Genomic DNA, 19,490 nt, shown 5'->3' with positions numbered 1-19,490 from the left:
AACCAGATTATGCGTCTATGCCAGATGTTGTTATAAATTGAAGCAAAATTGAAAGTGTGGTTAAATAGTGGTGAATGAAGGGATAACGGTTGAAGTGAATGAGAAGGGAGAAAATACATTGCTGAAAAAATTATTCGGAATGGGCAAAACTCAGGAAAAGGTGACAGAAGAGGTTATTTATTCTCCGGCAGACGGTACAGTAATGGACCTGTCAGATGTACCGGACCCTGTTTTTTCACAGAAAATGATGGGAGAAGGAATAGCGGTGGAACCTTCTAGCGGTGAAATCGTTTCTCCCGCTGAAGGTGAAGTCATTCAGATTTTTCACACCAAACACGCCGTTGGCATTCGGACTCGCTCGGGAATTGAGCTGTTAATTCATGTCGGGCTGGAGACAGTCAATATGAACGGAGAAGGATTTACTGCCCACATTAAAGAAGGGGATAAAGTGAAGGTCGGTGACCCGCTGATTACATGTGATTTGGAATTAATAAAAGAAAAAGCGAGCAGCACAGTCATCCCAATCGTTATAATGAATGGTGAGGCTGTAGGATCAATTGTACCGGCAGGCGAAAAGGCTGCTCGTAAAGGCGAATCAAAGCTCCTTACAATAAAAGCGAAATAAGCAGGGCGTATGCCTTGCTTTTTTTATTCAACTGTATAACATTTGCACCTAGCCATGCAAACAAATATTCGGTAAACTGTACTTGACAAAGAGGTGTAAAGAATGAAAAAGAAATCACTGACTGAACTCATTTCTGATTTAAAAGGAAATGAAAACGTTGTGAATTGGCATGAAATTGAGCCTCGGGAAGCAAAAACAAGGCCTATGCCCGAAAGTATAGACGAGAGAATCAAAGCGGCCCTTTCGAAAAGGGGCATTGATGAACTATATACTCACCAATATTCCGCTTTTCAATATGTGCAAAAAGGAGAGAGCATCGTTACCGTAACGCCAACAGCATCAGGAAAAACGTTATGCTACAACCTCCCAGTCCTGCAGTCCATCGCCCAAGATGAAACAAACCGGGCGTTATATTTATTTCCGACTAAAGCGCTGGCACAAGACCAAAAGAGCGAGTTAAATGAAATTATTGATGAAATGGGCATTGATATTAAAAGCTTTACATATGACGGGGATACGTCTCCGGCAATCAGACAAAAGGTGAGAAAAGCAGGTCATATTGTCATTACAAACCCCGATATGCTGCATTCTGCCATTCTACCGCATCATACGAAATGGGTCAGTTTGTTTGAAAACCTTAAGTATATCGTCATCGATGAGCTTCATACGTATCGAGGTGTGTTCGGCAGCCATGTGGCAAATGTGATCCGGCGGCTAAAGCGTATCTGCCGGTTTTATGGAAGTGATCCGGTTTTTATTTGTACTTCCGCAACAATTGCCAACCCAAAGGAATTGGGAGAGCAGCTGACAGGCAAACCGATGCGGCTGGTCGATGACAACGGCGCACCGAGCGGACGCAAGCATTTTGTGTTTTACAATCCGCCAATTGTGAACAAACCGCTGAATATTAGAAGGAGCGCAACCGCAGAAGTGAATGAACTGGCGAAAGAGTTCCTTAAAAACAAAGTGCAGACCATTGTTTTTGCCAGAAGCAGAGTTCGGGTGGAAATTATTTTAAGCCATATTCAGGAGCTTGTGAAAAAAGAGATTGGAACAAAATCAATCAGAGGCTATCGGGGAGGCTATCTTCCGAAAGAGCGAAGAGAAATCGAAAAAGGCCTGAGAGAAGGCGACATTTTAGGAGTGGTAAGTACGAATGCCTTAGAGCTTGGTGTTGATATCGGCCAGCTGCAAGTGTGTGTAATGACGGGGTATCCCGGAAGTGTTGCAAGTGCTTGGCAGCAGGCGGGACGAGCCGGCAGAAGACACGGTGAATCTTTGATTATCATGGTAGCCAATTCAACACCGATTGACCAATATATTGTGCGGCATCCTGAATATTTCTTTAATCGTTCGCCGGAATCTGCAAGAATCAATCCGGAGAATTTGATTATTTTAGTAGATCACTTAAAGTGTGCGGCTTATGAGCTTCCTTTTAGAGCTGATGAAGAATTTGGACCCATGGAAGTCAGTGATATTCTTGAGTATCTTGAGGAAGAGGCTGTTCTTCACCGCAACGGCGAACGGTACCATTGGGCAAGTGAGTCGTTCCCTGCTTCAAACATCAGTTTGCGTTCCGCCTCCCAGGAAAATGTCGTTATAGTTGATCAGTCGGATATTGCAAATGTAAGGATTATCGGTGAAATGGACCGTTTTAGTGCGATGACGCTTTTACATGATGAAGCAATTTATTTGCATGAAGGCGTTCAGTATCAAGTTGAGAAGCTCGATTGGGACCATAAGAAGGCGTATGTCAGAAAAGTCGATGTCGAATATTATACGGATGCAAACCTGGCAGTTCAGCTGAAGGTATTAGAAATCGATAAAACGAAAGAAAAAAGCCGTACGTCATTGCACTACGGAGACGTCACTGTCAATGCCCTGCCGACCATTTTTAAAAAAATAAAAATGACCACTTTTGAAAATATTGGGTCTGGACCTATTCATTTGCCGGAAGAAGAACTGCATACAAGTGCAGCTTGGCTCGAAATCAAAACAGCGGATGAAGACATCGGGGAAAAGACACTGGAACAGCTGCTTCTTGGCATCTCGAATGTGCTGCAGCATATTGTCCCTGTGTATATCATGTGTGATCGAAATGATGTTCATGTTGTTTCTCAAATCAAAGCAGCCCATACCGGATTGCCAACCATATTTTTATATGATCATTATCCGGGCGGTATCGGTTTGGCGGAGGAAGTCTTTAAACGTTTTTCAGACATTAATGAAGCGGCGAAACAACTGATTACACATTGTCCTTGTCATGACGGCTGTCCGTCTTGTATAGGTACGGAAATAGAAGGGATAAAAGCAAAGGAAAGAATTTTGCAGCTGTTGGATCAAATGTCGTAAGGAGGGGGGGCCGGATATGTCATTAAAAGGGAAACTCCAGCGGATGAAAAAGCACATGGTGCTCGACGAAGGAGAACAAAAAATAGAAGCAGGCAAACAAGAAAACCACTTTGATGACATCCCGTTTTTAGAAGAGTGGGAGGCTTTTGGCATGAAGCCTTTCATCTTCGAAGATGAATATTGCCTCATCAGAGAAGTAGAATATCCGCTTTCTCACCGCCATGGGTTATACAGCTTTTCTGAGCTTGAGGAAGTGATCACACTGTGGAATCAAAGCGGCCTGTCGCATACGTTGTCAGCAAAAGGGTATAACAAAAACAACCTCTTTTTCTTTGATACAGAAACAACCGGTCTTGGGGGTGGAGCTGGGAATACCATTTTTTTGCTTGGGCATGCGAGAGTATATGAAGACCGAGTGACAGTCAAACAGCATCTTTTGCCCAAACCGGGGAACGAAGTCGCCTTGTACCAAAGCTTTTTAAGCGAGGTTGACATTACATCACTTGTGACCTACAACGGCAAAGCCTTTGATTGGCCGCAGGTGAAAACAAGGCACACCTTGATCCGTGACAGACTTCCGAAGCTTCCGGAGTTTGGCCACTTTGATCTTTTGCATGGAGCTAGACGCCTGTGGAAACACAAAATGGACCGCGTATCTCTTGGTACGGTTGAAAAAGAGGAGCTCGGCATCCGCAGACTAGAAGACACACCGGGCTACTTGGCGCCAATGCTTTACTTTCATTTTATAAAGGCGCAAGAGCCGGATCTTTTAAAAGGTGTCCTGCATCATAATGAAATGGATGTGTTATCACTCATTTCATTGTACATCCATATGTCTAAAAAAATCCTTTCAGAATCACATGCGCCAAAAGAATACAGTGAAGCCTATGCTATGGCGAAATGGTTTATGGCTCATAAAGAAACGGACCAAGCGATCAAGCAGTTGGAAAGGCTTATAGAAAAATCGTTTGAGGACCAGGACAGTGCACGGCTGGATTTATCGCTCCTGTACAAAAAACAAAACCGCTTGGAAGAAGCAGTGCCGCTTTGGGAAAAGCTGTCCCGCTCGCAAAACCAGAAGTGCAGATACGCTGCTGTAATAGAACTCGCGAAATATTTTGAGCATAAGAAAAAAGAATTCGGAAAAGCATTGCAAATAGCAGAGCAATTGCTTAGCGATGCGGCATGCTTATCAGAGAAAGAAACTGAAAAACTGCATGTGAGAATTGCCCGGCTAAAGAGGAAATATTCCTCTTAAATATTCCCCGGGAAAGCGCAAAAGACGACTTGTTTCGCCATGAATTTTTTTTGCTGAATTCACATTGATTTTGTTGTAGAATAGCGGCGAATCCTGTAAAATGACGTTAGTTATTTTTAAAGGGAGAGTTGGTATGTATAAGGGTGTTTTTTACTTGTTCTTTGTTGTGGTATTTTTGATTGCTTTTGTGTTTTCAAACTTTAAAGACAGCTTAATTGCACACTTTTAAAATAGGTCTTTGCATCAGAACATGTACCCCTTATTTTTCATAGCTTAGTATTGTAATAAAGTTTATGGAAAGGGGATTTTATCATGCATCACTGCAGACCGCATATGATGGCGCCAATTGTCCATCCTACTCATTGCTGTGAACACCATACGTTTTCGAAGACTATCGTGCCGCACATTCACCCACAGCATACAACAAACGTAAACCACCAGCATTTTCAGCACGTTCACTACTTTCCACACACTTTCTCAAATGTTGACCCGGCTTCGCATCAGCATTTTCAAGCAGGAAAACCTTGCTGCGACTACTAGTATGGAAAACGTGCAGCTTGATGGTGTAAACAATGCAGCACAACAAATGGGGCCCACGGGAGCCCCATTTTTTAAAGCAGGTGAAATGATGAAAGTATTGGCAATAACGGGCTATAAACCGTTTGAACTCGGGATATTTAAGCAGGATGACAAGGCGCTGTATTACATAAAAAAAGCCATTAAGAACCGGCTGATTGCTTTTTTGGATGAAGGATTAGAATGGATTTTAATTTCGGGCCAGCTTGGAGCGGAGCTGTGGGCGGCAGAAGCTGCATATGATTTGCAGGAAGAATACCCTGACTTAAAGGTAGCTGTCATCACACCATTTTACGAGCAGGAAAAGAACTGGAAAGAACCGAATAAGGAACAGTATGAAGCAGTTCTGGCTCAGGCAGACTATGAAGCAAGCCTGACTCACCGTCCTTATGAAAGCCCGCTTCAATTCAAACAAAAAAATCAGTTCTTCATTGATAAGTCCGACGGGCTTCTGCTTTTATATGACCCGGAAAAGGAAGGCTCCCCTAAGTATATGCTTGGGACAGCGGAAAAAAGGCGCGAACAGGATGGCTATCCCATCTACTTTATTACAATGGATGACTTGAGAGTGACAGTAGAGGAAGACAGCTACTCATAGCAATAAGAGAAATTTGACAACCGTACAGATTTCTGAAAAAATATATGTGATGATTCACGATACGAGGTGAAAAAGATGCTTGCTGATAAAGTAAAGCTTTCTGCGAAAGAAATTTTGGAAAAAGAATTTAAAACAGGCGTTAGAGGCTACAAGCAAGAAGACGTTGACAAATTTTTAGATATGATTATTAAGGATTATGAAACTTTTCATCAAGAAATTGAAGAACTGCAGCAGGAAAATCTGCAGCTGAAAAAACAGCTTGAAGAAGCCAGCAAAAAACAGCCTGTGCAATCTAACACAACAAATTTTGATATTTTAAAACGGCTGTCTAACTTAGAAAAACACGTTTTTGGCAGCAAGCTTTATGATTGATCACGCTTGAAAAAAATGGCGCTTGTAAATTGTAATCAGTTGTTATATAATAATTCATGTTCTTAACGTTCGGGTAATCGCTGCAGATCTTGAATCTGTAGAGGAAAGTCCATGCTCGCACGGTGCTGAGATGCCCGTAGTGTTCGTGCCTAGCGAAGTCATAAGCTAGGGCAGCCTTTAGAGGCTGACGGCAGGAAAAAAGCCTACGTCCTTCGGATATGGCTGAGTATCCTTGAAAGTGCCACAGTGACGAAGTCTCACTAGAAATGGTGAGAGTGGAACGCGGTAAACCCCTCGAGCGAGAAACCCAAATTTTGGTAGGGGAACCTTCTTAACGGAATTCAACGGAGAGAAGGACAGAATGCTTTCTGTAGATAGATGATTGCCGCCTGAGTACGAGGTGATGAGCCGTTTGCAGTACGACGGAACAAAACATGGCTTACAGAACGTTAGACCACTTACATTTAAAATGATGAAAACAAGCTCTCCCGTATAAGGAGAGCTTTTATCTTGAAAAGAGAAAAGTTTTAAAAGACAGGGTGATACGATGAAGAAGTATACACTAATTGCAACGGCGCCAATGGGCATTGAAGCTATTGTCGCAAAGGAAGTACGAGATTTAGGATACGAATGCAAGGTTGATAACGGGAAAGTTATTTTTGAAGGTGATGCACTTGCCATCTGCCGTGCGAACCTTTGGCTTAGAACAGCCGACCGCATAAAGGTTCAGGTTGCTTCTTTTAAAGCGAAAACATTTGATGAACTGTTTGAAAAAACGAAAGCGATTAACTGGCGCTCATTTATACCTGAAAACGGGAAATTCCCTGTCATCGGAAAATCGGTAAAATCAACACTTGCAAGCGTTCCCGACTGTCAGCGGATCGTCAAAAAAGCAATTGTCGAAAAGCTCAAGCTGCAGTCCGGCAAAGCCAATGATTGGATTGAAGAAACAGGTGCCGAGTATAAAGTCGAAATTTCTTTATTGAAAGATCAGGCTTTGATTACACTGGACTCATCAGGGACAGGCCTTCACAAACGAGGATACCGTGTCGATCAGGGCGGTGCGCCGATTAAAGAAACACTTGCTGCCGCTTTGGTGCAATTAACCAATTGGACGCCGGACCGCCCGTTTGTTGATCCTTTCTGCGGCTCCGGAACAATCGCGATAGAAGCGGCGCTAATCGGCCAAAACATCGCCCCGGGATTCAACCGCGATTTTGTATCAGAGGATTGGGAATGGATCGGTAAAGATCTGTGGAACAAAGCGCGGCTTGAAGTCGAAGAAAAGGCAAATTATGACCAGCCGCTTACAATTTTCGCAAGCGACATAGACCACCGCATGGTTGAAATCGCAAAAGAAAATGCAGAGGAAGCAGGGTTGGGAGATTTAATCCAGTTCAAGCAGATGCAGGTCAAAGATTTTACCACCAATCTGGAGTTTGGCGTAATTGTCGGCAACCCGCCATATGGAGAGCGTCTCGGCGAGAAAAAAGCCGTTGAGCAGATGTACAAAGAAATGGGGAAGGCGTTCGAGCCGCTTGATACTTGGTCTGTGTATATGCTGACATCAAATGAAAACTTTGAGGAAGCATATGGCAGAAAAGCAACGAAGAAACGAAAGCTCTTTAACGGGTTTATTAAAACGGATTATTATCAATACTGGTCAAAAGTAAGACCGCAGCGCAAGAAAACAGAAAACGCATAAAAAGAAGACGCTCTGCATGCGTCTTCTTTCATCTTTCAGCCCTATTCTATCGTTACCAACGGTGAGCTTTCGCGTTGCTTCTCAATATAATGTTGGTTTGGGACATTTCAGTGTGACCGTTTACTTGAGACTTAGAACGTTTAGGCCGCGTCCAATTGTGATGAAACAGTTCAGAATGCTGATCTAATCGGTTTCTATAACTCATGTCAACATCACTCCCTGATAGAATATTGTTGATAAGACGGATAATCCGGAGACGGAATATCAAGTGTAGTTTGTGCATGTTTCGGTGATAACATGCGGTAAAGCATGTATATAAAATGAAAAGTTCGCATACAATGATGATTATTTCCATCAGAGGTGATCTCATGCTGAACAGCGAACATTTTAATCTTATTCAAAGGGCGCTTGACGCAACAGCAAACGAGCTGAAGGAGCTCGGGACTGATTCGTCTCCGTCTGTGATTTCGCATGCGCAAACTGATTTAGAAAAAGCGGTAGAACATATTTATTCAACAGACCATCCTTTTTTATCGTCGCATGTGATCAATCGTAAGTGAACTGCAAAAAACTTGGCATTGCCAAGTTTTTTTATTGTATTCATCAGCGGAAAATGATATTATTGGTGGTCTGAATGTCGAATAGTTGGGGGTTGGAACTAGGTGACAACATCACGTTTGCCTTTTTCTTTAACGAAAACAAAGAATTTTTATGAAGAATTGAACAATTGGATTGGTGACGTGTTTTACGATATCCTTCCCGAAAAAGGGTTTGATCTTCGGGACGAGCAAGTATTTATGGCTTTTCAGCTGGAGCGGGCGTTTAAAGAGAGAAAAGTCATGTTCGCCGAAGCTGGAGTGGGAACGGGGAAAACGCTGGTTTATCTTCTTTTTGCAATCAGCTATGCAAGGTATGTCGGCAAACCCGCCATCATCGCTTGTGCAGATGAAACATTAATTGAACAGCTGGTGAAAAAAGAGGGCGATATTTCTAAGCTGGCTGAGCATCTTGATCTGAAAATTGATACAAGGCTATCAAAATCACATGAGCAATATTTATGCTTGAAGAAGCTTGAAAAAACAATGCAGCGTTCTGATGATGATAAATGGCTGGATCTTTATGAGTCGTTACCGTCATTTGTCCACGAGTCCCAGGCGATGCAGCGCTTTTATCCGTATGGCGACCGTAAGCAGTACGCAAATCTATCGAATGAAGAGTGGTCTGACGTAAGCTACGACTCGTTTCAGGACTGTCTGACTTGTGATATGAGACACAGATGCGGTCTGACGCTTTCCAGAGATTACTACCGCAAGTCAACGGACTTAATCATTTGTTCCCATGATTTTTATATGGAGCATGTGTGGACGGAAGAATCACGCAAACGAGAGGGCCAGCTGCCGCTCTTGCCTGATCATAGTGCAGTTGTATTTGATGAGGGGCACTTGTTAGAGTTTGCTGCGCAAAAAGCGCTAACCTATAGAGTGAAGCAGTCTACTCTTGAATTGTTTTTAGAACGATTGCTGCAAAATGACATCAGAGAAGAGTTTGCAGAATTGATTGAAGATGCGCTTCTCGCAAACGACGAATTTTTCTATGTTCTTTCTGAAGAATCAAAGGAAGTAGCCGGTTCACACCGTTTAGAAATAAAAAATGACCAGCGTGTCAAAAAGGCGGCGGACGAGCTTTGCCGTTTACTTGATAAAATCGGTGAGGCACTTGTATTTGAGTCTGAAATGTATACGATTGATCAATACGAGTTGTCAGTAGTGGAAGAATATGTTGAACAAATGGCGTATTCATTATCTCTATATCAAAAGGATGCAATCAGCTGGCTGGAGAAAAAGGAAGCAGAATCAACTTTTGTTGTGATGCCGAGAACGGTAGCAGAAGTACTTGGCGAAAAAGTGTTTTCTAAGAAAATTCCTTATATCTTCTCATCTGCTACGCTGTCAGAAGGCGGTTCGTTTGATTATATTGCCGACAGTCTTGGGATTCATGATTATTTGTCATTAACTGTTGATTCCCCTTATGATTATGACGAGCAAATGAGTATTAATCTATACGCAAAAACAGATATGGCCGCTGAACAAAAAACAGCTGAAACGATTGAAACAATCAAACGTTACAAAGGAAGAACGCTGGTGCTTTTCCCTTCTTTTGAAGAATTACACGAGTTTAAAGAGCTGTCGGCGGCATGGGAGCTGCCGTATCCAATTTTCTTTGAAGGTGATGAGGAAATCAGCAGCTTAGTAGAGAAATTCCAAGAGGAAGAGGAAACAGTACTTTGTTCAGTTCACTTATGGGAAGGACTCGACATTCCCGGTGACGCATTGAAGAATGTTACCATTTGGTCATTGCCATACCCGCCACACGATCCTGTATTTACAGCGAAGCGCAACGGAGCGAAAAAAGATCCGTTCGAAGAAGTTGATCTGCCATATATGTTGTTACGTGTACGGCAGGGCATCGGGCGCCTGATTCGCTCGAATCAAGACAGCGGCTCGATTCACATTTACGCTGGCGGAGAAAATGAACGCATCATTGATGAGGTCAAAAAGGTCTTGCCTGTTGAACCGCACATGATGTAATGGAAAAAAGCTGACGATCGTTCGTCAGCTTTTTTTATTTGTCAGCGGGATAGCCAGCCGCCATCAACTGCTAAAATATGTCCATTTACATAATCTGAAGCACGTGATGCCAAAAAGACTGCAGTCCCCCCGATATCATCCGCTTGGCCCCAGCGGCCGGCAGGAATTCTCTTTAAAATGTCCTCATTTCGCTTTTCGTCATCCCGAATAGGCTTTGTATTCGCAGTAGAAATATAGCCTGGGGCGATTGCGTTGACCTGAATACCTGACGCTGCCCACTCATTTGCAAATGATTTTGTCAAACCGGCAACAGCGTGTTTGCTCGCGGTGTAAGCCGGAACGAGGATGCCGCCTTGAAAAGACAGGAGAGAGGCAATATTAATAATCTTTCCATGACCTCTTTTCAGCATGTGCCTGCCAGCAAGCTGTGTCAGAATAAACAGGCTGTTTAGATTGACATTCAGTACGTGCTGCCAGTTCTCTTCTGAAAAATCTTCCGCTTTTTCCCGATGAATAATGCCGGCATTATTGACAAGGATGTCGATCTGCCTGTTTTCAAACAGGTCAGCTGCAGAACCCTTTATCGCTTCCGGCTTGCTCATGTCCAATGTAAAAGATGTAAATATCCGGCCTTCCTGTTCCACAAGCTGCTGTGTTTCAGACAGGCTGCTTGTATGTGATGTGCCGATAATATCAGCGCCAGCCCCGGCTAGGGCTTTGGCAATACCTTGACCGATCCCTGTTCCCGGGCCTGTCACCAGCGCTGTTTTTCCTTCTAATGAAAAGGCGTCATGTAGATAACCCATCTTATTTCAGCCCATCCATCGGAACGAGATCCATGTCCGTAAATGTGTAATTTTCTCCAGCCATCGCCCACACAAAGCTATAGTTTGATGTTCCTGCGCCAGAATGAATAGACCAGGCGGGAGAAAGGACAGCCTGCTCATTTCCAACAACAAGATGGCGTGTTTCGTCCGGCTGGCCCATGAAATGAAATACCTTTGAGTCCTTTTCAAGATCCAGATAAAGATAAGCCTCCATCCGACGGTCATGAACGTGTGCTGGCATGGTATTCCAGTTGTTGTTTTGATCTAACATCGTTATTCCCATCATCAGCTGACAGCTTTTAATGCCATCCTGATGAATGACTTTGTACAGACTTCTGACATTAGACGCTGCATCATCACCAAGGCGGTCCGGTGTCAGTTCAGAAATACCGGCTTTTTGTGTCGGATAGCTTTTGTGGGCGCAAGCGGAGACGAAGTAAAACTTCGCTTTTTCCCCGTTCAGGCTTGAAAACGATACATCCTGATTGCCCATTCCAATATAGAGAAAATCCTTTGTTTGAAGCACATATTCATCATCGCCGACTCTAACGGCACCAGGCTGGCCGACATTAATAATCCCGATTTCACGCCGTTCCAAAAAGAAGTCTGTTTTTAGAAAATCACCTGCATCAAGCTTCAGTTCACTTTGCCCTGGAGCCGCTCCGCCGATGACAACCCGGTCTTCATGTGAGTAATACATCGTAAGTTTGTTTTCTGTAAATAAAGGATCCATTAAGAAATGACTGCGAAGCTCCTCTGTTGTAAAGCGTTTTACTTGTTCAGGATGTACAGAATAACGATTTTCCATTATATTTCCCCCTTGGTTAGGATTTCAGCATCACTTGAATGAAAATATTTTGGTAACGGTTTCAAAGAAAATTTTAGGATAAATAGTGAAAAGAGTCAACGAAAAAATAATGAATTGACACATTATTAAAAAAACTCTTTCCAAATTTTAAAATTATGGTATTCTTTTGTTGTAACGGTTTTGAAATCGGTTTCAAATATAAGAGATACAGGAGCACTTGAATGAAAAAGAAAACAACAGGCCATACAACCATCAAAGATGTAGCTGAATGTGCAGGAGTTTCGAAATCGACAGTTTCCCGCTATATTAACGGAAAAATTGACGCGATTTCTCCTGAAAAAGTGAAAAACATTAAAAAGGCAATCGCAGAATTGAATTATCGGCCGAGTAAAATGGCACAAGGTTTGAAAATAAAAAAAAGCAAGTTAATCGGATTTGTTGTGGCTGACATTACAAATCCTTTTTCGGTCGCTGCTTTCAGGGGAGTCGAAGAGGTTTGTGATCAATATGGATACAGCATTATGGTGTGCAACACAGATAACAGTCCTGAAAAAGAGCGGGAAATGCTCTTAAAGCTAGAAGCCCATTCGGTTGAGGGCTTGATTTTAAACGCAACAGGGGAAAACAAGGATGTACTGCGCGCTTTTGCTGAACAGCAAATTCCAACAATCTTAATTGACCGGAAACTGCCGGATCTGAAACTGGATACCGTAACGACTGACAACAGATGGATCACAAAAGAGATTCTTCAGAAGGTGTACAGCAAAGGGTATACTGATGTCGCGCTGTTTACCGAACCGATTTCCTCTATCAGCCCTCGTGCAGAAAGAGCAGCTGTGTATCAGGAAATGGCTTCGGTTCATAATGTGAACGGGCTTGTCAGATTGCATGAAATTGACGTAAAGGACAAGGAGCAGCTTAAGGCGGCGCTTCGTTCTTTTCACAAGGAAATGCCTGAGCAAAAAAAAGCGATTCTGGCTTTGAATGGCTTGATTATGCTGAAAATCATCAGCTGTATGGAAGAGCTTGGCCTGCGCATCCCTCAAGATATAGGGATTGCAGGGTTCGATGATACGGAATGGTATAAACTGATCGGTCCAGGCATTACAACGATCGCCCAGCCGTCACATGATATGGGCAGGACGGCGATGGAACGTGTATTAAAAAGGATTGAAGGTGACAAAGGAGCGCCTCAAACCATTGAATTAGAGGCAAAAGTCATCATGAGAAAATCACTTTAATCCTAGGTGCCCTCAACTAAGAGGAGGTTGGGAAGAGATGAAGCTTGATGCGGTGACATTCGGGGAATCAATGGCCATGTTTTACGCAAATGAGTATGGAGGCCTTCATGAAGTATCCACTTTTTCTAAAGGGCTTGCCGGAGCAGAAAGCAATGTCGCCTGCGGCCTTGCCAGACTCGGATTCCGAATGGGATGGATGAGCAAGGTCGGCAATGATCAGCTCGGAACGTTTATTTTACAAGAGCTTAAAAAAGAGGGAGTGGATGTGTCCCGCGTGATCCGCTCGCAGGACGAAAATCCCACCGGGCTGCTGCTGAAGTCAAAAGTGAAAGAAGGCGACCCGCAAGTTACCTACTATAGGAAAAACTCAGCTGCAAGCACATTAACTTCAGCTGAATATCCGAGAGATTATTTTCAATGCGCAGGCCATTTGCATGTGACAGGCATTCCGCCTGCCTTGTCAGCCGAGATGAAAGACTTCACGTATCATGTCATGAACGACATGAGAAACGCAGGGAAGACCATTTCATTCGACCCTAATGTAAGACCTTCGCTTTGGCCTGATCAAGCAACAATGGTACACACAATCAATGATCTGGCTGGGCTTGCAGACTGGTTTTTCCCGGGTATCGCTGAGGGAGAGCTATTGACCGGAGAAAAAACACCTGAAGGCATTGCCGACTATTATTTGAAAAAAGGTGCCAGCTTTGTCGCTATTAAACTCGGAAAAGAAGGCGCTTACTTTAAAACGGGGACAAGTGAAGGATTTCTAGAAGGCTGCCGGGTCGACCGGGTGGTTGATACGGTCGGCGCCGGAGACGGATTTGCAGTCGGTGTAATCAGTGGTATCCTAGACGGTTTGTCGTACAAGGATGCGGTGCAAAGGGGAAATGCGATTGGCGCTTTGCAAGTGCAGGCACCGGGGGATATGGACGGTTTGCCGACCAGGGAGAAATTAGCTTCTTTTTTATCTGCTCAAAGAACGGTTCACCAAAAGAAAGGGGATTATTAATATGGAGTCCAAAGTCGTTGAAAACCGTCTGAAAGAAGCAAAGCTGATTGCAGTCATTCGTTCAAAGGATAAGCAGGAGGCCTGTCAGCAGATTGAGAGTTTATTAGATAAAGGGATTCGTGCAGTTGAAGTGACGTATACGACCCCCGGGGCATCAGATATTATCGAATCCTTCCGTAATAGGGAAGATATTTTAATTGGCGCGGGCACGGTCATCACCGCGCAGCAAGCTGGGGAAGCTGCTGAGGCTGGCGCGCAGTTTATTGTCAGTCCGGGTTTTTCAGCTGATCTTGCTGAACATCTATCTTTTGTAAAGACACATTATATCCCCGGCGTCTTGACTCCGAGCGAAATTATGGAAGCGTTGACATACGGTTTTAAAACATTAAAGTTGTTCCCAAGCGGTGTGTTTGGCATCCCGTTTATGAAAAATTTAGCGGGGCCTTTCCCGCAGGTGACCTTTATTCCGACAGGCGGGATACATCCGTCTGAAGTGCCGGATTGGCTTAGAGCCGGAGCTGGCGCCGTCGGAGTCGGCAGCCAGCTGGGCAGCTGTTCAAAAGAGGATTTGCAGGCTGTTTTCCAAGTATAAGTGGAATTGTTTTTTCATAACCGGAGGATGGGAGAATCCACAATATGAAAATCAAGGCGACAATTGAACGGGTACCTGGCGGAATGATGATTATTCCGCTATTTCTTGGAGCGGCGCTCAACACGTTTGCCCCTGGAACAGCGGAGTTCTTTGGAGGGTTTACGGGTGCTTTGATTACCGGAACGCTGCCGATACTGGGTGTTTTTATCTTTTGCGTAGGAGCAACGATTGATTTTCGTTCTTCAGGCTATATCGCAAGAAAAGGAATCACGTTATTATTGGGAAAGGTCGGATTTGCAGCGCTGCTTGGCGTGATCGCAGCGCAATTTATACCTGACGAAGGCATACAATCCGGCTTTTTTGCAGGCCTTTCTGTTTTAGCAATTGTCGCGGTAATGAATGAAACGAACGGCGGACTGTATTTGGCGCTCATGAATCACATGGGAAGAAAAGAGGATGCGGGCGCTTTCGCCTTTATCAGTACAGAATCTGGTCCTTTTATGACCATGGTGACGTTTGGTGTGACGGGACTTGCCGCATTCCCATGGGAAACGCTGGCAGCGACAGTCATCCCGTTTTTACTTGGATGTATACTTGGAAATCTGGATCACGATCTCAGAGACTTATTCAGCAAGGTTGTGCCGGCGATCATTCCATTTTTCGCCTTTTCGCTCGGCAATACCTTGAATTTTGGAATGCTGATCCAATCAGGGCTGCTCGGCATTTTTATCGGAGTTTCTGTCGTCATTTTATCGGGCAGTTCTTTGTTTTTGCTTGATCGTTTTATTGCGCGGGGAGATGGTGTGGCGGGAGTGGCCGCTTCTTCTACGGCGGGGGCGGCTGTAGCCGTGCCATACGCATTAGCGGAAGCGAATGCCTCATTTGCGCCAGTTGCTGAGTCGGCAACTGCAATTATCGCGACAAGCGTTATTGTCACCTCGCTCTTAACCCCGCTGGCAACAGTGTGGGTAGATAAAAAAATCAAGCAGAAAAAGCGGAGAACACCTCCGCCAAAAAATCAAATGACGATCAACTGAATAAAAAGGCTGCCATAAAAACATACCGGCAGCCTTTTATACAAACAATTTGACTTTCATACCCCCTTCCATTAGCCTGTAATGGAACGGCTAGAATAGGGAGGGAATGGATATGGAGATACATACATATGAAAAAGAATTTTTTGATCTTTTAAAAAGAATCTCACATTACAGCGAAGCAGTTGCGTTAATGCACTGGGACTCCAGAACAGGCGCGCCGAAAAACGGCTCAGAGGATCGTGCCGAAAGTATCGGCCAGCTTTCAACAGATATATTCAATATCCAAACATCAGATCGAATGAAGGAGCTTATCGATGTCCTGTATGAACGATTTGATGACTTGTCGGAAGATACGAAAAAAGCAGTGGAACTGGCGAAAAAAGAGTATGAAGAGAATAAGAAAATCCCTGAGGCTGAATACAAAGAATACGTGATTCTGTGTTCAAAGGCAGAAACAGCGTGGGAGGAAGCGAAAGGAAAATCTGATTTCAGCTTGTTTTCTCCTTATTTAGAACAGCTGATTGAATTCAATAAACGTTTTATTACGTATTGGGGATATCAAGAGCATCCTTATGATGCATTGCTTGATTTGTTTGAGCCCGGCGTCACGGTAAAGGTGCTTGATCAGCTGTTTACTGAGCTGAAGGAAGCGATTATCCCTCTTGTTAAACAGGTGACAGCTTCCGGAAATAAACCAGATACAAGCTTTATTACAAAAGCGTTCCCGAAAGAAAAGCAAAAAGAGCTCAGTCTGTATTTTTTACAGGAGCTTGGCTACGATTTTGATGGCGGAAGACTTGATGAAACCGTTCATCCGTTTGCAACTACGCTGAACCGGGGAGACGTTCGGGTCACGACGAGATATGATGAAAAAGATTTCCGGACGGCGATCTTTGGCACCATTCATGAGTGCGGGCACGCGATATACGAGCAAAATATTGATGAAGCACTCAGTGGCACGAATTTGTCAGACGGCGCATCAATGGGAATTCATGAATCGCAATCATTATTTTACGAGAATTTTATCGGCCGCAACAAGCATTTTTGGACACCGTACTATCAGAAGATTCAAGAAGCATCACCTGAACAGTTCAAGGACATCTCCCTGGATGATTTTGTCCGGGCAATCAATGAATCAAAACCTTCATTTATCAGGGTCGAAGCGGATGAATTGACGTATCCTCTTCATATCATCATCCGTTATGAAATTGAAAAAGCGATTTTCAGCAATGAAGTGTCTGTGGAAGATCTGCCGTCGCTTTGGAATCAAAAATACCAGGATTATTTAGGGATTACACCGCAGACCGACGCAGAGGGGATTTTACAGGACGTCCATTGGGCAGGGGGAGATTTCGGCTACTTCCCATCCTATGCGCTCGGCTACATGTATGCGGCTCAGCTGAAACAAAAAATGCTTGAGGATCTCCCTGAATTTGACGCTCTCTTGGAAAGAGGAGAGTTCCATCCGATAAAGCAATGGCTGACGGAAAAGGTGCACATTCACGGAAAACGGAAAAAGCCGTTAGACATTATTAAAGATGCAACAGGAGAAGAGCTGAATGTTCGCTATTTAATTGATTATTTATCAAACAAATATTCAAATCTCTATCTGTCTTAATCAAAAGCCTGGCGGCGCAGTCGTCAGGCTCTTTTATATCGAATTCCCTTGAAATACGAATGATATCTAAAAAAACAAAAATAAAGTTCGGGAATTTTTATTTTCAGCCTATGCAAGAGATTAGAATCTTGATATAATTTATTACAATATAATAGGAACACTCATATAATCGCGTGGATATGGCACGCAAGTTTCTACCGGGCACCGTAAATGTCCGACTATGGGTGAGCAATGGAACCGCACGTGTACGGTTTTTTGTGATATCAGCATTGCTTGCTCTTTATTTGAGCGGGCAATGCTTTTTTTATTCTCATAACGGAGGTAAGACAGGATGGAAGCACTGAAACGGAAAATAGAGGAAGAAGGCGTCGTATTATCTGATCAGGTATTGAAAGTGGATTCTTTTTTGAATCACCAAATTGATCCGCTGCTTATGCAGAGAGTTGGTGACGAATTTGCGTCCAGATTTGCAAAAGACGGTATTACCAAAATTGTGACAATCGAATCATCAGGTATTGCTCCCGCTGTAATGACGGGCTTGAAGCTGGGTGTGCCAGTTGTCTTCGCGAGAAAGCATAAATCGTTAACACTCACCGACAACTTGCTGACAGCGTCTGTTTATTCCTTTACGAAGCAAACAGAAAGCCAAATCGCAGTGTCTGGGACCCACCTGTCGGATCAGGATCATGTGATGATTATCGATGATTTTTTGGCAAATGGACAGGCAGCGCACGGGCTTGTGTCGATTGTGAAGCAAGCAGGGGCTTCTATTGCGGGAATTGGCATTGTTATTGAAAAGTCATTTCAGCCGGGAAGAGATGAACTTGTGAAACTGGGCTACCGAGTGGAATCTTTGGCAAGAATTCAGTCTTTAGAAGAAGGGAAAGTGTCCTTCGTACAGGAGGTTCATTCATGAGAAATGGATTCGGCAAAACGCTGTCTTTAGGGATTCAGCATGTTCTCGCCATGTATGCCGGCGCCATTGTCGTTCCTCTGATTGTCGGAAAAGCAATGGGACTGACCGTCGAGCAGCTGACTTACTTAGTATCAATTGATATTTTTATGTGCGGTGTGGCTACACTTCTGCAAGTGTGGAGCAACCGATTTTTTGGGATCGGGCTTCCGGTAGTGCTTGGATGTACCTTTACAGCTGTATCGCCAATGATTGCGATTGGATCTGAATATGGGATTTCAACAGTTTACGGCAGCATTATCGCTTCAGGCATTCTTGTCATTCTTATTTCATTTTTCTTTGGAAAGCTCGTATCGTTTTTTCCGCCGGTCGTGACAGGCTCTGTTGTTACGATTATCGGTATTACACTGATGCCGGTTGCCATGAATAACATGGCCGGCGGAGAAGGAAGTGCAGATTTCGGAGATCTCTCCAACCTTGTTCTTGCTTTTACCGTGTTGAGTATCATTGTGCTTCTGTACCGTTTTACAAAAGGCTTTATCAAGTCCGTCTCGATTTTGATCGGTATTTTGATTGGCACCTTCATCGCTTATTTCATGGGGAAAGTTCAATTTGATAATGTTTCGGACGCGGCAGTTGTTCAAATGATTCAGCCATTTTACTTCGGCGCGCCGTCTTTTCATGCAGCGCCTATCATTACGATGTCCATCGTTGCAATTGTCAGCCTTGTGGAGTCAACTGGTGTTTACTTTGCTTTAGGTGACCTGACAAACCGCCGTTTGACAGAGAAAGATTTGTCTAAAGGCTATCGAGCTGAAGGACTGGCTGTGCTTCTGGGAGGTATTTTTAACGCTTTTCCTTACACGGCATTCTCTCAAAATGTCGGGCTTGTTCAGCTCACAGGGATCAAAAAAAATGCCGTCATTGTGGTCACAGGTATGATCCTAATGGCATTTGGGCTGTTTCCAAAGATCGCTGCTTTCACGACCATTATTCCATCCGCTGTTTTGGGCGGTGCAATGGTGGCGATGTTTGGAATGGTGATTGCTTACGGAATTAAAATGCTCAGCCGCATTGATTTTGCGAAACAGGAAAATCTGCTGATTGTTGCTTGCTCAGTGGGATTGGGGCTCGGTGTGACCGTTGTGCCGGATATTTTCAAACAGCTTCCGAGTGCCTTAACGCTGCTTACAACGAATGGCATTGTGGCGGGCAGCTTTACTGCAGTCGTCTTAAATATTGTATATAACGTTTTTTCTAAAGCTAAAAAAACAGAACAAGAAGCTGACCTCGCTGAACAAAAAACAGCAGTCTAACTCCGCCGCGGCGGAGTTTTTTTGCATATAAAAAAGATTGTTGCGGCACAAT

The 19,490-nt window shown here is 43.8% G+C and carries 20 protein-coding genes, 1 other RNA gene and 1 riboswitch; of the genes, 18 read left to right on the top strand and 3 right to left on the bottom strand.

What is annotated here, in order from left to right; all coding sequences use genetic code 11:
- Positions 1-118: 118 nt before the first annotated feature.
- The 9 genes from NYE56_RS10735 to NYE56_RS10695 all read left to right on the top strand — a co-directional run bounded on the left by NYE56_RS10735 (position 119) and on the right by NYE56_RS10695 (position 7,486).
- Positions 119-625 carry a PTS sugar transporter subunit IIA gene (locus NYE56_RS10735; protein WP_015483368.1) on the top strand — a complete coding sequence of 169 codons (507 nt, stop codon included), beginning with the start codon at positions 119-121 and terminating at the stop codon, positions 623-625.
- Between the two features lie 102 nt (positions 626-727).
- Entirely contained in the window at positions 728-2,977 is a 2,250-nt protein-coding gene (gene mrfA, locus NYE56_RS10730) for an ATP-dependent helicase MrfA (RefSeq protein ID WP_003230697.1), read from the top strand.
- 16 nt (positions 2,978-2,993) lie between these two features.
- A complete protein-coding gene (mrfB, locus tag NYE56_RS10725; RefSeq protein ID WP_341283841.1) occupies positions 2,994-4,235 on the top strand; it encodes a metal-dependent exonucleaseMrfB in 1,242 nt (413 codons plus the stop codon).
- A 100-nt stretch (positions 4,236-4,335) separates the two neighbouring features.
- Positions 4,336-4,464 carry a hypothetical protein gene (locus tag NYE56_RS10720; protein WP_003230707.1) on the top strand — a complete coding sequence of 43 codons (129 nt, stop codon included), beginning with the start codon at positions 4,336-4,338 and terminating at the stop codon, positions 4,462-4,464.
- 83 nt (positions 4,465-4,547) lie between these two features.
- The gene (cotD, locus tag NYE56_RS10715) at positions 4,548-4,775 is read left to right on the top strand and encodes a spore coat protein CotD (protein ID WP_341283840.1); all 228 of its coding nucleotides are present in this window, start codon (positions 4,548-4,550) and stop codon (positions 4,773-4,775) included.
- An 88-nt stretch (positions 4,776-4,863) separates the two neighbouring features.
- Positions 4,864-5,409, top strand: a complete 546-nt coding sequence (locus NYE56_RS10710; protein ID WP_169072847.1) for a DUF1273 domain-containing protein — start codon at positions 4,864-4,866, stop codon at positions 5,407-5,409.
- A gap of 75 nt (positions 5,410-5,484) precedes the next feature.
- The gene (gpsB, locus tag NYE56_RS10705; RefSeq protein WP_003225629.1) at positions 5,485-5,781 is read left to right on the top strand and encodes a cell division regulator GpsB; all 297 of its coding nucleotides are present in this window, start codon (positions 5,485-5,487) and stop codon (positions 5,779-5,781) included.
- A 65-nt stretch (positions 5,782-5,846) separates the two neighbouring features.
- Positions 5,847-6,228: RNase P RNA component class B (gene rnpB / locus NYE56_RS10700), an RNA gene on the top strand.
- A 100-nt stretch (positions 6,229-6,328) separates the two neighbouring features.
- Entirely contained in the window at positions 6,329-7,486 is a 1,158-nt protein-coding gene (locus tag NYE56_RS10695) for a THUMP domain-containing class I SAM-dependent RNA methyltransferase (protein ID WP_341283839.1), read from the top strand.
- A gap of 52 nt (positions 7,487-7,538) precedes the next feature.
- Here NYE56_RS10695 and NYE56_RS10690 read toward each other — a convergent pair whose 3' ends face one another.
- Positions 7,539-7,691 (bottom strand): YpzG family protein, encoded by a 153-nt coding sequence (locus tag NYE56_RS10690; protein ID WP_010327933.1) that lies wholly within the window; start codon positions 7,689-7,691, stop codon positions 7,539-7,541.
- A 163-nt stretch (positions 7,692-7,854) separates the two neighbouring features.
- Here NYE56_RS10690 and NYE56_RS10685 point away from each other — a divergent pair, with 163 nt between their 5' ends.
- Positions 7,855-8,046, top strand: a complete 192-nt coding sequence (locus NYE56_RS10685; RefSeq protein WP_003246090.1) for a hypothetical protein — start codon at positions 7,855-7,857, stop codon at positions 8,044-8,046.
- A 102-nt stretch (positions 8,047-8,148) separates the two neighbouring features.
- Complete coding sequence (locus NYE56_RS10680; RefSeq protein ID WP_341283838.1) at positions 8,149-10,074, top strand: ATP-dependent DNA helicase; 1,926 nt, start codon at positions 8,149-8,151, stop codon at positions 10,072-10,074.
- A gap of 41 nt (positions 10,075-10,115) precedes the next feature.
- On the opposite strand, the gene kduD is transcribed toward NYE56_RS10680, so the two are convergent.
- Together kduD and kduI are read right to left on the bottom strand one after the other, a co-directional pair.
- Positions 10,116-10,880 (bottom strand): 2-dehydro-3-deoxy-D-gluconate 5-dehydrogenase KduD, encoded by a 765-nt coding sequence (gene kduD / locus NYE56_RS10675; RefSeq protein ID WP_326209477.1) that lies wholly within the window; start codon positions 10,878-10,880, stop codon positions 10,116-10,118.
- Between the two features lies 1 nt (position 10,881).
- Positions 10,882-11,709, bottom strand: coding sequence for a 5-dehydro-4-deoxy-D-glucuronate isomerase (kduI, locus tag NYE56_RS10670; RefSeq protein ID WP_268555420.1), 828 nt, complete (start codon positions 11,707-11,709; stop codon positions 10,882-10,884).
- 221 nt (positions 11,710-11,930) lie between these two features.
- On the opposite strand from kduI, the gene kdgR reads away from it, so the two are divergent.
- From kdgR to pbuX, 7 genes are all read left to right on the top strand, one after another.
- Positions 11,931-12,950 carry a pectin utilization transcriptional regulator KdgR gene (kdgR, locus tag NYE56_RS10665; RefSeq protein WP_089172577.1) on the top strand — a complete coding sequence of 340 codons (1,020 nt, stop codon included), beginning with the start codon at positions 11,931-11,933 and terminating at the stop codon, positions 12,948-12,950.
- 37 nt (positions 12,951-12,987) lie between these two features.
- Positions 12,988-13,962: a 2-dehydro-3-deoxygluconokinase gene (kdgK, locus tag NYE56_RS10660; protein WP_015251846.1), complete on the top strand. Its 975-nt coding sequence runs from the start codon at positions 12,988-12,990 to the stop codon at positions 13,960-13,962.
- 1 nt (position 13,963) lies between these two features.
- Positions 13,964-14,554 (top strand): bifunctional 4-hydroxy-2-oxoglutarate aldolase/2-dehydro-3-deoxy-phosphogluconate aldolase, encoded by a 591-nt coding sequence (gene eda / locus NYE56_RS10655; protein WP_335450621.1) that lies wholly within the window; start codon positions 13,964-13,966, stop codon positions 14,552-14,554.
- A 44-nt stretch (positions 14,555-14,598) separates the two neighbouring features.
- Positions 14,599-15,591: a 2-keto-3-deoxygluconate transporter gene (gene kdgT / locus NYE56_RS10650; protein WP_014477146.1), complete on the top strand. Its 993-nt coding sequence runs from the start codon at positions 14,599-14,601 to the stop codon at positions 15,589-15,591.
- Between the two features lie 112 nt (positions 15,592-15,703).
- Entirely contained in the window at positions 15,704-17,209 is a 1,506-nt protein-coding gene (ypwA, locus tag NYE56_RS10645; RefSeq protein WP_047182781.1) for a carboxypeptidase, read from the top strand.
- A gap of 141 nt (positions 17,210-17,350) precedes the next feature.
- Positions 17,351-17,450: riboswitch (purine riboswitch) on the top strand.
- A 90-nt stretch (positions 17,451-17,540) separates the two neighbouring features.
- Positions 17,541-18,125 (top strand): xanthine phosphoribosyltransferase, encoded by a 585-nt coding sequence (xpt, locus tag NYE56_RS10640; RefSeq protein ID WP_341283837.1) that lies wholly within the window; start codon positions 17,541-17,543, stop codon positions 18,123-18,125.
- A complete protein-coding gene (gene pbuX, locus NYE56_RS10635) occupies positions 18,122-19,438 on the top strand; it encodes a xanthine permease PbuX (RefSeq protein WP_341283836.1) in 1,317 nt (438 codons plus the stop codon). Before xpt ends, pbuX begins: the two co-directional genes overlap by 4 nt.
- Positions 19,439-19,490 lie beyond the last annotated feature (52 nt).

Source organism: Bacillus sp. FSL R5-0603 (genome assembly GCF_038050295.1).
Classification (GTDB): domain Bacteria; phylum Bacillota; class Bacilli; order Bacillales; family Bacillaceae; genus Bacillus; species Bacillus subtilis.
This window is presented reverse-complemented; position numbering and strand designations above follow the sequence as displayed.